The following is a 13,659-nucleotide window of genomic DNA, read 5'->3' on the forward strand; positions in this document are numbered from 1 at the left end:
AATTTATACATGGACACTTTTTTTATTTAGGGGTGATTAAAAATGAAGATAACTACAATAATAGAAAATAATTTAGGAGAAAATAAAGAATTAGAAAGTGAACATGGCTTATGTTATTTTGTAGAAGTTGATAATTTAAAAATATTATTTGATACAGGACAATCATCTAAGGCTTTATATAATTTTAAAAAGCTAGGCTTTAACACAAAGGAATTAGATTATATAATTTTAAGTCATGGACATTATGACCATGCTGGCGGATTAAGTTATTTTTTAAATGACGAATTTAATGGGAAAATAATAGTTGGAAATAATTTTTTTGAAAGAAGTAATAAGTGGCATACTATAAAAAATAAAAGTAAATATATAGGTATTGATTTTTGTTATGAAGATATAATAAATAAAGGAATAGAGGTTATAGAAGTTAAAGATAGCCTTAAAATAGGAGAAAAGTTATATTTATTATCAAATCTTTCAGAGGAGAAGGAAAAGAACAATTACAATGAAAAAAATTCTTTAGTTAGGGTGTTTAATAATAAATATGTTTTAGATAATTTTGCTGATGAGTTAGTTTTAATTGTAAATGAAGAAAAAGTAAGTTTAATAACAGGTTGTTCTCATACAGGAATATTAAACATAGTAAATAAGTCAGAAAAGTTTTTAAACAAAAATATTGATAATTTAATGGGTGGAATCCATCTTTCAAATAAATCTTATGATGAAAGTCTAAAAGTAGCTGAAAGTTTAAAAAAGTTTAATATAAGAAATTTTTCTTTTTGTCATTGTAGTGGGAAAGAGATAAGTTTAGCTTTAAATTCTTTAGGATACAAGGTGATAGAAGGAGTTACAGGAACAGTATATTTTTATTAATATACTGTTTTTTATTTTTTAAAGATAAATTTTATATAATAAAATATGGATTTTTTATACAAAAAGAAAAAATTTTATTGACAAATTAATTTGATTATATTATATTTTGATTATCAAAACATTTGATATAAAAAATATTTGACTCCATTGAAATAATAAAAGAAAATAATTATAGTATTATTTATATGATACATAAATGGAGGGTTAAAAATGGATAAAAGAAAAAAAATATTAAATGAATTATTAGTACAAATTTTTAATGACATACTTCAAATTGAAGAACAATCTTTAAAGCAAGGAGTAATTAATGATTTGTCAGTTACAGAAATACATACTATAGATGCTATAGGAATGTACACTGAAAGAACAATGTCAGAAGTTGCTCAAGACTTAAAAATAACAGTTGGCACATTAACAACAGCCATAAATAAATTAATCAAAAAAGGTTATGTTGAAAGAAAAAGAATAGAAGAAGATAGAAGAGTAGTTTTAATAAAGCTTACTAAAAAAGGAAAGTTAGCTTTTAGATTACATGAAAAGTTTCATAACGATATGATTAATAAAACAATAGAAGGTTTATCTGATTCAGAAGAAGAAGTTTTGATTTCTTCATTAGAAAGATTAAATGAGTTCTTTAAGAGGGAGTATAACTGTAATTAAGGAGACTATAATGAATAAAGTAAAAATTAAAGGAGTAGGTTCATATGTTCCATCTAGAGTAGTTACTAATGATGATTTAAGTAATTTAGTTAATACTAGTAATGAATGGATAGTTGAGAGAACAGGAATATATGAAAGAAGAATTTCTGAAGGGGAAGAGACTACAGATATTGCATATAAGGCAGCAAAAATTGCACTTGAAGATTCAGGTATTAAAGGAGAAGAATTAGATTTAATAATAGTTGCAACTATAACACCTGATTATTTTACTCCATCAGTAGCTTGTATGATACAAAAAAAACTTAACGCAAGAAATGCAACAGCTTTTGATATAAATGCAGCATGTACAGGTTTTATATATGCATTAGAAGTTGGAGAAAGTTTATTAAAAACAGGAAGGTATAAAAAGGCTCTTATAATAGGGGCAGAAACTCTTTCAAAAATAGTGGACTGGAATGATAGAAGCACATGTGTATTATTTGGAGATGGTGCTGGTTGTTGCATTATAGAAAATTTAAATGATTCAAAAAGTGGAATTATAAATACTTATTCAATATCAGAAGGAGAAAATGGTGATTCATTAATTTGTGGAGCAAATGATCTTATAAACCCTTTTGTATTAGAAAAAAAGGTAAAGAGTAAATATGTTTCTATGAATGGAAGAGAAGTATTTAAATTTGCAACAAGAGCTATGGTTGAAGCTGTAAAAAATGTGCTTGAAGGAACAGATTATACTTTAGAGGATATTGATTATGTAATTCCTCATCAAGCTAATTTAAGAATAATAGATTATGCAGCTAAAAAGCTCCAATTACCACTTGAAAAATTTTATACTAATCTTTCAAGTGTAGGAAATACATCATCAGCATCTGTGCCTATAGCTTTAGCACAGTTAAATAGTGAAAATAAAATAAATACTGGTGATTTAATAGTATTAGTAGGCTTTGGTGGTGGCTTAACTTGTGGAGCTACATTAATAAAGTGGTAGAAGAAAAGTTATAATAACAAAATTTTAGATAAATAAAATAAATTCGTAAATTATGGAGGTATTATATTATGATATTTGAAGAAATTAGAGAAGTAGTTTGTGATCAATTAGGAGTAGATGAAAGTGAAGTAACAATGGAAACAACTTTTGAGGATTTAGGAGCTGATTCATTAGATTTATTCCAAGTTGTTATAGAAATAGAAGAAAAGTTTGGAATTCAATTAGAAGATGCTGAAAGTATTAAGAGCATAAAAGATGCAGTAGAATATGTGGAAAAAATGAAAAATAATTAATTTTTAGTCATCTTAATCTGTTGCTCAATATAGTTTGAATTAGAGTTAACAGAATAGCTATAATAACCAAAAATCGGGATCTTTAATATAGAACCCGATTTTACTTATATAGAAGAGAAGTTAAATTATATAAGTAAATTTAGGAGGAAACTTAATGAGTAATAGAGTTTGTAAAATTTTAAATATAAAATATCCAGTATTACAAGGGGGAATGGCTTGGATAGCTGATGCATCCTTAGCAACAGCTGTTAGTGAAGCTGGAGGACTTGGAATTATAACAGGTACGGCACCAGTTGAATGGATAAGAGAAGAAATAAGAAAAGTTAAGAAAGCAACTAATAAACCATTCGGTGTAAATATAATGCTTATGTCTCCTCATGCTGAAGAAGTAGCAAAACTTGTATGTGAAGAAAAAGTTCCTGTTGTAACAACAGGTGCTGGTAGCCCAGGAAAGTATATGGAAATGTGGAAAGAAAATGGAATAAAAGTTATTCCAGTAGTTGCATCAGTTGCTCTTGCAAAGAGAATGGAAAAAATGGGTGCAGATATGATTGTTGCTGAAGGAACTGAATCAGGTGGTCATGTTGGTCAATTAACAACAATGACTTTAATACCACAAATTGTTGATGCAGTAAAAATACCTGTAATAGCAGCTGGAGGAATTGGTGATGGAAGAGGTGTTGCAGCATCCTTTATGCTTGGAGCTTCTGGAGTTCAAGTAGGAACTAGATTTTTAGTAGCTAAAGAGTGTACTGTCCATAAAAATTATAAGGAAAAAGTATTAAAAGCAAAAGATATTGATACAGAAGTAACTGGAAGACCAACTGGGCATCCAGTTAGAGTAATAAAAAATAAATTATCAAGAGAATTTCAAAAGCTTGAAAAAAGTGGTGCTCCTATTGAAGCTTTAGAAGAACTTGGTAGAGGATCTCTTCCAAAAGCCGCAAAGGATGGGGATGTTGTTAATGGTTCAGTAATGGCAGGACAAATTTCTGGATTAGTAAATAAGGAAGAAACTTGTAAAGAGATAATAGAAGATTTAATAAATGGAGCAAGTTGTACAATAAATAATTTTGGAGGCTTATATGAGTAGTAAAAATATTGCTATATTATTTGCTGGGCAAGGTTCTCAGTATATAGGAATGGGAAAAGATTTATACGAAAATATTGAAGAATGTAGAGAAATTTTTGAAAATGGCGAAAAAATTTTAAATATGAACATTAAACAATTAATATTTAATGGTTCAGAAGAAGAATTAAAATTAACAGAAAATGCTCAACCTGCAATACTTTTAACATGTTTAGCAACTGTTAAGGCTTTAGATATTAATGGAATTTACGGAGATTATACAACAGGCCTTTCTCTTGGTGAATATGGAGCTTTAATATATGGAGGAGCTTTAGAATTTGAAGATGGTTTAAGGCTTGTTCGCGAAAGAGGAAAAATAATGGGTAGTTCACTTCCAAAAGGTCTAGGAAGTATGGCTGCAATACTTAAATTAAATTCAGAAAAAGTAAGTGAATTATTAGATAGAGCCTCAAAATTTGGAATAATTGAAGGAGCTAATTATAATTGTCCAGGTCAGGTTGTTGTATCTGGAGAAGATAAAGCGATAGATGAATCTTTAAAAATAGCAAAAGAACTTGGTGGTATGGGAGTTAAATTAAATGTAAGTGGACCATTTCATAGTTCATTACTTGAAGATGCAAGTAAAAGATTTTTAGAAGAATTAAATAAAGTTAAATTTAAAAAATTTAATAAAGTAATTTATTCAAATACATTAGGAGTTCCTTTTAAAGAAGGAGATAATTTAAAAGAAATACTAAGTACACATATAAAAAGTGCAGTATTATTTGAAAATACAATTAGACATATGTTAGACAGTGGAGTTAATACTTTTATAGAAGTTGGACCTGGAAAAACTTTAAGTGGATTTGTAAAAAAAATAAATAGAAAAGTTAATATATATAATGTTTGTGATATGAAATCACTAAATGAAACAATAAATAAGATAAAGGGAATGTAGGAGGTTTTTATGTTATTAAAAGATAAATGTGCTGTAGTTACAGGGGCTTCAAGAGGAATAGGAAAGGCAATAGCTAAAAAGCTTGCATCACTTGGAGCTAATATAGTTTTAAATTATAGAAGTAATGATGAAGAGGCGTTAAAGGTACAAAAAGAAATATTAAATATGGGAGTTAATGCGATTTTATATAAATGCGATATAAGTGATAGTGAATCAGTTTTAGAGATGGTTAAAGAAGCCAAAGAAAAATTTGGGAAAATAGATATTATGATAAATAATGCAGGAATAACTAGGGATACTCTTATTCTTAGAATGAGAGAAGAAGATTTTGATAAAGTTATTGATGTTAATTTAAAGGGTGTATTTAATTGCTTAAAAGCTATAACACCAATAATGGTAAAACAAAAAGAAGGAAAAATAATTAACCTTTCTTCTGTTGTTGGATTAGTTGGAAATGCAGGTCAAGTAAACTATGCAGCATCAAAAGCTGGAGTTATAGGAATGACTAAATCATTAGCTAAAGAGGTTGGAAGTCGTGGTATAACAGTAAATGCTGTTGCACCTGGATTTATAGATACTGATATGACAGATGTTTTAGGTGAAAAATTTAAAGAGGAAACTAAGAAAAATATACCACTTAAAAGATTAGGAAAACCTGAGGATGTTGCAAATGTTGTTGCTTTCTTAGCATCAGATGAAGCCTCATATGTAACTGGTCAAGTTATGAATGTTGATGGCGGAATGGTAATGTAAAGGAGAAATACTTATGGAAAGAAGAGTTGTAGTTACAGGAATGGGGGCAATCACTCCTATTGGAAATAATGTAAATGATTTTTGGAGCAATGCAAAGAGAGGTAAACTAGGAATAGATTTTGTAACTTTAGTAGATAAAGATGAAGTAAGTGTAAAAGTTGCAGGAGAAGTTAAAAATTTTAATGCAGAAGAATTAATTGGTAAAAAAGAAAGTAAGAGATTAGACAGATTTTCACAATTTGCATTAGTTGCTGCTGATGAAGCAATAAAATCTGCTGGATTAGATTTAGATAACATGGATAGAAATAGAATAGGAGTAATTGTTGGTTCTGGTATTGGAGGATTCCAAACTATAGAAAGTGAAATAACTAAAATGGCAAGAGATTCAAAAAGAGTTTCACCATTTTTTATACCAATGGCAATTATAAATATGGCATCTGGAAATATATCTATAAAATATGGATTAAAGGGACCTTCAACATCAGTTGTAACAGCTTGTGCTACAGGAACAAATAGTATTGGAGAAGCTTTTAGACAAATAAAACATGGATATGCTGATTGTATGTTAGCAGGTGGAGTTGAAGCACCTATAACTAAAATAGGAATAGAAGGATTTGCAAGTCTTAAAGCTCTTAATTCTTCAAATAATCCAAGTAAATCATCAATACCATTTGATAAAAATAGAAGTGGATTTGTAATGGGTGAAGGAGCTGGAATATTAGTTTTAGAAAGCTTAGAATCAGCTAAAAAAAGAGGAGCTAAAATATTAGCAGAAGTTGTAGGTTATGGTAGTACATGTGATGCTTATCATATAACATCACCAGATCCAGAGGGAGAAGGGGCTTCACGTGCAATGCTTCAAGCTATAAATGAAGCTAATATAGATCCAAGTGAAGTATCCTATATAAATGCTCATGGTACATCAACACCTTTTAATGATAAGTTTGAAACAATTGCAATAAAAAGAACATTTAAAGATAATGCATACAAAATTCCAGTATCATCAACTAAGTCAATGACAGGTCATCTTTTAGGTGCTGCTGGAGGTATTGAAGCTATAATTTGTATAGAAGCAATAATTGATAATTTTGTGCCACCAACAATAGGATATGAAAATAAAGATGAAGAATGTGATTTAGATTATGTTCCAAATGAAGGAAGAAGCCATGAAGTTAATTATGCCTTAACAAACTCATTAGGTTTTGGCGGTCATAATGCAACATTATTATTTAAGAAATGGCAAGAAAAATAGGAGGATTTTTTATGAATATTAATGAGGTAAAGGAACTCATAGAACTTATAAATAATTCTGAACTTTCTTATTTTGAATTTAAAACAGAAGATTGTTTGTTAAAAATGGATAAATCCTTAACAAGAAACGTTGTAGAAGAAGTAAGAGAAGAAATAAAACATAATATAAAAGGTAAAGATTTAAATAAAGCTAACGAGATAAAAGATGATATAAAAACTGAAGAAAATAAAATAAAAAGCGAAGAAAAAATAGATATTATAGCAAAAGAAGATTTAGAAGGAATTATAGTAAAAGCTCCTATGGTTGGAACTTTTTATTCAGCTCCATCACCTGATAGCAATAATTTTGTAAGCTTAGGGGATAAGGTAAATAAAGGTGATACTTTATGTATAATAGAAGCTATGAAGCTTATGAATGAAATAGAAAGTGATTTTAATGGTAAAGTAGTTGAAATTTTAGCTGAAGATGGAGATATGGTTGAATATGGCACACCTTTATTTAAAATAAAGGAGGAATTATAAAATGTTAGGAATAAAAGAGATAAAGGAAATATTACCTCACAGGTATCCTTTTCTATTAGTAGATAGAATAACTGAATTAGAAGAAGGTTTAAGAGTAAGTGGTTATAAAAATGTAACAGCTAATGAGCAATTTTTTCAAGGACATTTTCCAGAAGAACCTGTAATGCCTGGAGTTTTAATACTTGAAGCTATAGCTCAAGTTGGAGCAGTTGCTATTTTAAAAAAGGAAGAATTTAAAGGGAAAATTCCACTATTTGCTGGTGCAGATAAAGTTAGATTTAGACAAAAGGTAGTTCCTGGAGATAAGTTAGAATTAACTTGTGAAATAATAAAACTTAGAGGTCCAGTGGGAATTGGAAAAGGAATTGCTACTGTAGATGGAAAGAAAGTATGTGAAGCAGAAATAATGTTTGCTATAGGATAGGTGAAATTTATGTTTAAGAAAGTATTAATTGCAAATAGAGGCGAAATAGCAGTTAGAATAATAAGGGCTTGTAAAGAGCTTGGAATTTCAACTGTAGCTGTATATTCAGAAGTTGATAAAGAGGCACTTCACACACAACTTGCAGATGAAGCTATATGTATTGGACCATATGCTGCAAAAGACAGTTATTTAAATATAAAAAATATACTAAGTGCATGTGTGCTTACAGAAGCAGATGCTATTCATCCTGGATTTGGATTTCTTTCTGAAAACTCAAAGTTTGCAAAGATGTGCAAAGAATGTAATATAAAATTTATTGGACCAGATTATACATCTATTGAGCTTATGGGTAACAAAGCTAAAGCAAGAGAAATTATGAAGTCAGCTAATGTGCCAGTAGTACCAGGTTTTGAAGGGATTATAAAAGATGAAAAACATGCATTAAATATTGCAAAAAATATAGGATACCCAGTTATGATAAAAGCAGCAGCTGGTGGTGGAGGAAAAGGTATAAGAATAGCCTTTAGTGATGAAGAATTTAAAAAAGGATATAATACTGCAAAATCAGAAGCATTAGCCTGTTTTGCTGATGATACATTATATATTGAAAAATTTATTGAAAAGCCAAGGCATATAGAATTTCAAATATTAGCCGATGAATATGGAAATATAGTTCATTTAGGAGAGAGAGAATGTTCTCTACAAAGAAAAAATCAAAAAGTTTTAGAAGAGGCACCATCATCAGTTTTAACAGATAAACTTAGAAGTGAAATGGGTGAAGTTGCTAAAAGGGCAGCAAAGGCTTGTAATTATAAAAATGCTGGAACTATTGAATTTTTAGTTGATAAAAATAATAATTATTATTTCATGGAAATGAATACAAGAATACAAGTTGAACATCCAGTAACGGAAATGGTTACAGGAATAGATATTTTGAAAGAACAAATAAAAATAGCTAGTGGTGAAAAATTATCATTTAAGCAAGATGATATAAAAATAAAAGGCCATGCGATTGAATGTAGAATAAATGCTGAAGATCCTGAAAATGATTTTAGACCTTGCCCAGGATTTATAGATGAACTTTATATACCTGGAGGCATTGGAATAAGACTTGATTCAGCAATATATTGTGGATACAAAATACCACACTGTTATGACTCAATGCTTGCAAAACTTATTGCTTATGGAAAAACAAGAGAAGAGGCAATAATTAGAATGAAAAGAGCTTTAAGTGAATTTGGAATTGGAGGAGTTAAAACTAATATTGAATTTCAATATTCGCTTTTAGAAATGGAAGAAGTAATAAAAGGTGAATATGATACTGGATTTTTAGGAAATAAGATGGTGAAGAAAGATGCTTAAGGATTTATTTAGCAAGAAAAAAAATTATGGAACTATAAAAAAATCAAATATTGAAGAAAGTTTAAAGCCTAATATTCCTTCAGGAATGTGGACTAAGTGTGAAGCTTGTCATTCAATAATATATTATGAAGACCTTGTAAGTAATAAACATATTTGTCCAAAGTGTAATTATCATTTTAGACTTAAAGCTAATGAAAGAATAAAAATGTTTTTTGATAAAGATTCTTTTAAAGAATTTGACAAAGATTTAAAAACAAAAAATCCGTTAGAATTTGAAGGATATTACAAAAAGTTAGCTAGTGCTAAAGTAAAAACAGATAGTACAGAAGCTGTAGTTACAGGTGTTGGACTTGTAAATGGAATAAAAATTTGTGCTGGTATTATGGACAGTTTCTTTATGATGGGTAGTATGGGAACTGTTGTTGGAGAAAAGTTAACAAGAATGATTGAATATGCAATAAATAATAGTTTACCAGTTATAATTTTTACAGCATCAGGTGGGGCAAGAATGCAAGAAGGTATTTTCTCTCTTATGCAAATGGCTAAAGTAAGTGCAGCTTTAGCAAAATTAAGTGATGCAGGACTTTTATATATAACAGTAATTACAGATCCAACAACAGGAGGCGTTACTGCAAGTTTTGCTATGGAAGGCGATATAATATTAAGTGAGCCTAATGCATTAATTGGCTTTGCAGGGAGAAGAGTTATAGAAAATACTATAAAAGAAACTTTGCCTGATAATTTTCAAAAATCAGAGTTTTTATTAGAAAAAGGATTTATAGATAAAATAATAGATAGAACTGAGTTAAGAACATATGTATATAAAATATTAAAGTTACATGGGGTGGAAGGCTATGAATAGAAGAATGGCAAAAAATATGAAAGCATGGAGCAAGGTTTCTATTGCAAGACATAAAGATAGACCTACAGGTAAGTTTTATATAGATAACATATTTAATGATTTTATAGAGTTTCATGGAGATAGAAATTTTGGTGATGATAAAGCTATAATAGGAGGAATTGCAGAAATTGAAGGAATTCCAATTACTGTTATAGCTATAACTAAAGGTGAAAATACAAAAGAGAATATAGAAAGAAATTTTGGAATGCCAAAACCTGAAGGTTATAGAAAAGCACTTAGACTTATGAAACAAGCAGAAAAATTTAACAGACCTATAATATGTTTTATTGATACCCCAGGAGCATTTTGTGGAGTTGATGCTGAGGAGAGAGGTCAAGGTTCTGCTATTGCTATAAATCTTTTTGAAATGAGTAAGCTAAAAACTCCTATAATTTCTATAATTACAGGAGAAGGTGGAAGTGGAGGTGCTATAGCACTTGCAGTTTCAGATTCAGTTGGAATGCTTGAACATTCAATTTATTCTATTTTATCACCAGAAGGATTTGCATCAATATTATGGAAAGATTCAAATAGAGCAGAAGAAGCTGCAGAAGTTATGAAAATAACTGCTCAAGATTTAAAAGATTTTAAAATTATAGATTTTATAATAAAAGAACCAAATGGGGGAGCTCATAAAAACCCACAAAGAATTTTAAAAAGTTTTAAAAAAGCTATAATTTTAGAACTTGAAAAATTCAAAGATTTTGATAAGGAAGAACTTATAAAAAAAAGATATTCTAAATTTAGATCGTATGGTGCTAATTTATAAAAATAATAAAAAGAATTAGAATAAGCATTTTATTCTAATTCTTTTTAAATTTTAATCATATTATTGACATTGAGATTATATTAGAAATAATATATAATTATATAAATAATTTTATGAGGATGATGAAATGGATATTGAGCTGAAAGAGAAAGTAAGAATTTTTATTGACCTTACTAATGAATTAAAGAAAAATTTTAAGTGGGATAAGAAAGAAATAAATTTCTTAGGAGCTTTGATAGGAAATGAAGCAGGTTTCGAACTAAATGAACAAAATATTAGAACTATAAGAAAACATATCAGGAAAAATACTAAGTTTAATTCTAAATTCAGAGGTGAGTTTAAGAATGTTTTCTCTATTCTTATGAGCAATAGAAAAGACTATGACAAAGTTTTTAAAAATGTAAAATATATAAATGAGTTATTAGTAGACAGAGGATTTTTAGATAATAAAAATACTTTATATACATCTCTTTTATTAGCAAAGAAATTTGATGAAGAAGAACTTGAAGAAGTCTTAAATAAATTGCTTACAGTAAAAGAAAGATTAAGTGAGACAAATTATAAATTTTTTGAAAAAGATAATTATTTGTCCTATGCTTATTTAAGTATTGAATATGATAATTTTGATAAATTAATAAAAGGAATTGAATATATAGATTCAAAGCTAAAAAATATAACTTTAAAAGAAGTTAAAAGTTTAAATTTATTTTATTTAGCATTGCTTGCAACAAATACAGAACTTGAAAACAAAATAGAAAAAGCTTTGAAAATAAGATGTAATTTAATAGATAATTACAATTGTGTAGATGATAACATATACCCGTTTTTAGGACTAGCATCAAGTTTTGTAAAAAATGATGATGTGTTTTCACAAGGTGTATGTGATATATATAATATGTTGCTTGAAGAAGAAAATTTTAAAAGTACTGGATTATCTGATAATACTATCTTAACAATTTCATTAAGCATTACACTTATGAGATACTTAGAATACATTAAAGGTGATATAATAGATGTAGATACTATGGAAGAAGATGATCTTATATATTTAATTGAAGAATATATAGTTTTTTCTATAATTTTATAGATTAATTCCTTTAGAGGACGGAGATGAGATGGTAATTATGAAAAATACTAGTACTGATGTTGCTAGAATTGCTACTAGAATGGCAATTTCAAGTAGAGAAGAAGAGGACGAATTAAAATTAAAATATCAAGATGATGGATTCTTGGTTACTGCTGTAAATGTTGGTGGAAATATAAATGATTCTATTCATAAAATATTAGAAAGGGCTCTTGTAGCATCTAAAAGAAATGGACTTATAAGAGATGAGCATCTTCATGAAGGTGCAATAATTGGAGCTGCTAGAGATGCTTTGATGCAAGTTCAAATGAGAGCAAGTGGTCAAAATGTTGGAGGTAAAATCGGTATAGCAAGAAAAGGAGAGCATATATCAATTTGTATATTTTTAAGCATTGGACTATTGCATTTAGATGAAGTTGTAATTGGTATTGGTCATAGAGCTATCTCAAAATAGTTTATATATAACTACAAGAAAAGAGGAAAATTTATGTATATTGTTTTTGGAACTAAAATATTAGACACTAAAGATATAGCTAAAAATATAGAAGATAATACGGAATTTAAAGTTCTTAAGGATATGAGCAAAGGAACAAAAAGAGAAGATGTTGCTGCTTATAATTTAAGTATCCCTGTGGAAGTATTAAATGAAGAAATAGAAAATGATTATAACATAGAAGAACTTGATGAAGATACTCTTTTTGAAGAGTATGTTGCAATAGCAGAAGAAATTGCCATGGAAGTTGAAGAATATCTTCCAGATGAAAGTCAAGTTAGATTTGTTACTTATAAATGGGATTTATCAGACAATGACATTAGAGGAATATTAGTTGTTGGAAATGATGAAATAAAAGAAAATAAATTATTTGATGTATTAAAAAGATTATTAACACAAGTAGAATAGTTTAATAAAAAATCGGGGTAAAAGCCTCGATTTTTTTGTTTTTAATTATATTATTGTGAAGAAAGAGTATAGTATCTATCTATATCTTTTAATAATTTTTCAACACTAAAATATTTAGCTTCTCTTATATACTCTTTTCCATCTATATATAAAAGAACAGCTGGAAATGTAAAAATACTAAAGTTTGCTAATATTTCTTCTGTATTAAATGGTGGGATTTCATAAACTTTTAAATTAGGAAACTTTTTAAGGGCGATTTCTAATTTTGATTTTATTGCAGTACAAGCACTACAAGTATTTGATGAGAAATATAAAAGAGTCATACCCTTTTCTTTTAAAATACTTTCTATTTGTAATTTATTATTTAATATAACCATAAGACCATCTCCTTTAATTTAATTTTAGCATTATTGTCAAATATATTTCCTGGAAAATAATTGAATAAAATAGGTTGATTATATAAATATATTTCAATAAAAAGAATATAAATTAAAAGAGTAGTAATGTTTTGGATAAAATAAATGATAATAAAAGCTATAACAGTACCAACACCTAGAAGAATAAAAAATAAATTAAAAAGATATTGTACAAAAGAAAGGATAGCTATATATTCATTAATTAGTGGTGGAATAGTTATTGTTTCTCTTACTGACACAAATTTTAAATATATTCCAACAGCAGGACTTTTATACTGTGGATTTGTATATGAAATTATAGAAAGAACAGATAAAGAAATATTAAATCTTATATGCAAAAATGAAACATTTCTTAGAGATATACATTTTTAAATAATAAATTTATTTTAAAGTTCTAAATAAAAGACTTATTTAGGGCTTTATTTTTATATGATATAA

Annotated in this window: 18 protein-coding genes; 17 read left to right on the top strand and 1 reads right to left on the bottom strand. The window is 28.1% G+C overall.

The genetic code is table 11. The features are described from left to right. The first annotated feature begins 42 nt into the window (after nucleotides 1-42). The 16 genes from Q4E08_RS00100 (at nucleotide 43) to Q4E08_RS00175 (ending at nucleotide 12,805) form a co-directional block, all read left to right on the top strand. Nucleotides 43-870, top strand: coding sequence for an MBL fold metallo-hydrolase (locus tag Q4E08_RS00100; RefSeq protein ID WP_303126889.1), 828 nt, complete (start codon nucleotides 43-45; stop codon nucleotides 868-870). Nucleotides 871-1,080: 210 nt separating this feature from the next. After that, the gene (locus tag Q4E08_RS00105) at nucleotides 1,081-1,530 is read left to right on the top strand and encodes a MarR family winged helix-turn-helix transcriptional regulator (protein WP_303126891.1); all 450 of its coding nucleotides are present in this window, start codon (nucleotides 1,081-1,083) and stop codon (nucleotides 1,528-1,530) included. A 10-nt stretch (nucleotides 1,531-1,540) separates the two neighbouring features. Further along, nucleotides 1,541-2,518, top strand: coding sequence for a beta-ketoacyl-ACP synthase III (locus tag Q4E08_RS00110; RefSeq protein ID WP_303126893.1), 978 nt, complete (start codon nucleotides 1,541-1,543; stop codon nucleotides 2,516-2,518). Nucleotides 2,519-2,586: 68 nt separating this feature from the next. Further along, on the top strand, nucleotides 2,587-2,811 hold the full coding sequence (locus tag Q4E08_RS00115) for an acyl carrier protein (RefSeq protein WP_024614533.1): 225 nt from the start codon (nucleotides 2,587-2,589) through the stop codon (nucleotides 2,809-2,811). Nucleotides 2,812-2,965: 154 nt separating this feature from the next. After that, complete coding sequence (gene fabK, locus Q4E08_RS00120) at nucleotides 2,966-3,904, top strand: enoyl-[acyl-carrier-protein] reductase FabK (protein WP_303126897.1); 939 nt, start codon at nucleotides 2,966-2,968, stop codon at nucleotides 3,902-3,904. Beyond that, a complete protein-coding gene (gene fabD / locus Q4E08_RS00125; protein WP_303126899.1) occupies nucleotides 3,897-4,838 on the top strand; it encodes an ACP S-malonyltransferase in 942 nt (313 codons plus the stop codon). The genes fabK and fabD overlap by 8 nt, the downstream gene beginning before the upstream one ends. Nucleotides 4,839-4,847: 9 nt before the next feature. Beyond that, nucleotides 4,848-5,591, top strand: a complete 744-nt coding sequence (fabG, locus tag Q4E08_RS00130; RefSeq protein ID WP_303126901.1) for a 3-oxoacyl-[acyl-carrier-protein] reductase — start codon at nucleotides 4,848-4,850, stop codon at nucleotides 5,589-5,591. Between the two features lie 13 nt (nucleotides 5,592-5,604). Further along, complete coding sequence (fabF, locus tag Q4E08_RS00135; RefSeq protein ID WP_303126903.1) at nucleotides 5,605-6,843, top strand: beta-ketoacyl-ACP synthase II; 1,239 nt, start codon at nucleotides 5,605-5,607, stop codon at nucleotides 6,841-6,843. 11 nt (nucleotides 6,844-6,854) lie between these two features. Beyond that, nucleotides 6,855-7,364 carry an acetyl-CoA carboxylase biotin carboxyl carrier protein gene (gene accB, locus Q4E08_RS00140; protein ID WP_303126905.1) on the top strand — a complete coding sequence of 170 codons (510 nt, stop codon included), beginning with the start codon at nucleotides 6,855-6,857 and terminating at the stop codon, nucleotides 7,362-7,364. A gap of 1 nt (nucleotide 7,365) precedes the next feature. Then, the gene (fabZ, locus tag Q4E08_RS00145) at nucleotides 7,366-7,788 is read left to right on the top strand and encodes a 3-hydroxyacyl-ACP dehydratase FabZ (protein WP_303126906.1); all 423 of its coding nucleotides are present in this window, start codon (nucleotides 7,366-7,368) and stop codon (nucleotides 7,786-7,788) included. A gap of 9 nt (nucleotides 7,789-7,797) precedes the next feature. Beyond that, complete coding sequence (locus tag Q4E08_RS00150) at nucleotides 7,798-9,150, top strand: acetyl-CoA carboxylase biotin carboxylase subunit (protein ID WP_303126907.1); 1,353 nt, start codon at nucleotides 7,798-7,800, stop codon at nucleotides 9,148-9,150. Continuing rightward, the gene (accD, locus tag Q4E08_RS00155; protein WP_303126910.1) at nucleotides 9,143-10,012 is read left to right on the top strand and encodes an acetyl-CoA carboxylase, carboxyltransferase subunit beta; all 870 of its coding nucleotides are present in this window, start codon (nucleotides 9,143-9,145) and stop codon (nucleotides 10,010-10,012) included. The genes Q4E08_RS00150 and accD overlap by 8 nt, the downstream gene beginning before the upstream one ends. After that, nucleotides 10,005-10,820 (top strand): acetyl-CoA carboxylase carboxyltransferase subunit alpha, encoded by an 816-nt coding sequence (locus Q4E08_RS00160; protein WP_303126912.1) that lies wholly within the window; start codon nucleotides 10,005-10,007, stop codon nucleotides 10,818-10,820. The genes accD and Q4E08_RS00160 overlap by 8 nt, the downstream gene beginning before the upstream one ends. A 127-nt stretch (nucleotides 10,821-10,947) precedes the next feature. Next, the gene (locus Q4E08_RS00165) at nucleotides 10,948-11,907 is read left to right on the top strand and encodes a DUF4003 family protein (RefSeq protein ID WP_303126914.1); all 960 of its coding nucleotides are present in this window, start codon (nucleotides 10,948-10,950) and stop codon (nucleotides 11,905-11,907) included. A 37-nt stretch (nucleotides 11,908-11,944) separates the two neighbouring features. Continuing rightward, nucleotides 11,945-12,358, top strand: coding sequence for a HutP family protein (locus Q4E08_RS00170; RefSeq protein WP_303126916.1), 414 nt, complete (start codon nucleotides 11,945-11,947; stop codon nucleotides 12,356-12,358). A gap of 33 nt (nucleotides 12,359-12,391) precedes the next feature. After that, nucleotides 12,392-12,805, top strand: a complete 414-nt coding sequence (locus Q4E08_RS00175) for a hypothetical protein (protein WP_303126918.1) — start codon at nucleotides 12,392-12,394, stop codon at nucleotides 12,803-12,805. A 50-nt stretch (nucleotides 12,806-12,855) separates the two neighbouring features. Here the strand turns inward: Q4E08_RS00175 and Q4E08_RS00180 are convergent, their stop codons facing one another. Further along, nucleotides 12,856-13,182, bottom strand: coding sequence for a thioredoxin family protein (locus Q4E08_RS00180; RefSeq protein ID WP_303126919.1), 327 nt, complete (start codon nucleotides 13,180-13,182; stop codon nucleotides 12,856-12,858). A gap of 144 nt (nucleotides 13,183-13,326) precedes the next feature. Between Q4E08_RS00180 and Q4E08_RS00185 the strand changes: the two genes are divergently transcribed. Then, complete coding sequence (locus tag Q4E08_RS00185; RefSeq protein WP_303126921.1) at nucleotides 13,327-13,593, top strand: hypothetical protein; 267 nt, start codon at nucleotides 13,327-13,329, stop codon at nucleotides 13,591-13,593. The last annotated feature ends 66 nt before the right edge of the window (nucleotides 13,594-13,659 follow it).

Source organism: Clostridium sp. (genome assembly GCF_030532265.1).
Classification (GTDB): Bacteria; Bacillota; Clostridia; order Clostridiales; family Clostridiaceae; genus Clostridium.

Bases quoted from the DNA above. Each gene is read 5' to 3' on its own strand.
- Q4E08_RS00100 (WP_303126889.1), top strand. From the start codon at position 43: ATGAAGATAACTACAATAATAGAAAATAATTTAGGAGAAAATAAAGAA.
- Q4E08_RS00105 (WP_303126891.1), top strand. From the start codon at position 1,081: ATGGATAAAAGAAAAAAAATATTAAATGAATTATTAGTACAAATTTTT.
- Q4E08_RS00110 (WP_303126893.1), top strand. From the start codon at position 1,541: ATGAATAAAGTAAAAATTAAAGGAGTAGGTTCATATGTTCCATCTAGA.
- Q4E08_RS00115 (WP_024614533.1), top strand. From the start codon at position 2,587: ATGATATTTGAAGAAATTAGAGAAGTAGTTTGTGATCAATTAGGAGTA.
- fabK (WP_303126897.1), top strand. From the start codon at position 2,966: ATGAGTAATAGAGTTTGTAAAATTTTAAATATAAAATATCCAGTATTA.
- fabD (WP_303126899.1), top strand. From the start codon at position 3,897: ATGAGTAGTAAAAATATTGCTATATTATTTGCTGGGCAAGGTTCTCAG.
- fabG (WP_303126901.1), top strand. From the start codon at position 4,848: ATGTTATTAAAAGATAAATGTGCTGTAGTTACAGGGGCTTCAAGAGGA.
- fabF (WP_303126903.1), top strand. From the start codon at position 5,605: ATGGAAAGAAGAGTTGTAGTTACAGGAATGGGGGCAATCACTCCTATT.
- accB (WP_303126905.1), top strand. From the start codon at position 6,855: ATGAATATTAATGAGGTAAAGGAACTCATAGAACTTATAAATAATTCT.
- fabZ (WP_303126906.1), top strand. From the start codon at position 7,366: ATGTTAGGAATAAAAGAGATAAAGGAAATATTACCTCACAGGTATCCT.
- Q4E08_RS00150 (WP_303126907.1), top strand. From the start codon at position 7,798: ATGTTTAAGAAAGTATTAATTGCAAATAGAGGCGAAATAGCAGTTAGA.
- accD (WP_303126910.1), top strand. From the start codon at position 9,143: ATGCTTAAGGATTTATTTAGCAAGAAAAAAAATTATGGAACTATAAAA.
- Q4E08_RS00160 (WP_303126912.1), top strand. From the start codon at position 10,005: ATGAATAGAAGAATGGCAAAAAATATGAAAGCATGGAGCAAGGTTTCT.
- Q4E08_RS00165 (WP_303126914.1), top strand. From the start codon at position 10,948: ATGGATATTGAGCTGAAAGAGAAAGTAAGAATTTTTATTGACCTTACT.
- Q4E08_RS00170 (WP_303126916.1), top strand. From the start codon at position 11,945: ATGAAAAATACTAGTACTGATGTTGCTAGAATTGCTACTAGAATGGCA.
- Q4E08_RS00175 (WP_303126918.1), top strand. From the start codon at position 12,392: ATGTATATTGTTTTTGGAACTAAAATATTAGACACTAAAGATATAGCT.
- Q4E08_RS00180 (WP_303126919.1), bottom strand. From the start codon at position 13,182: ATGGTTATATTAAATAATAAATTACAAATAGAAAGTATTTTAAAAGAA.
- Q4E08_RS00185 (WP_303126921.1), top strand. From the start codon at position 13,327: ATGATAATAAAAGCTATAACAGTACCAACACCTAGAAGAATAAAAAAT.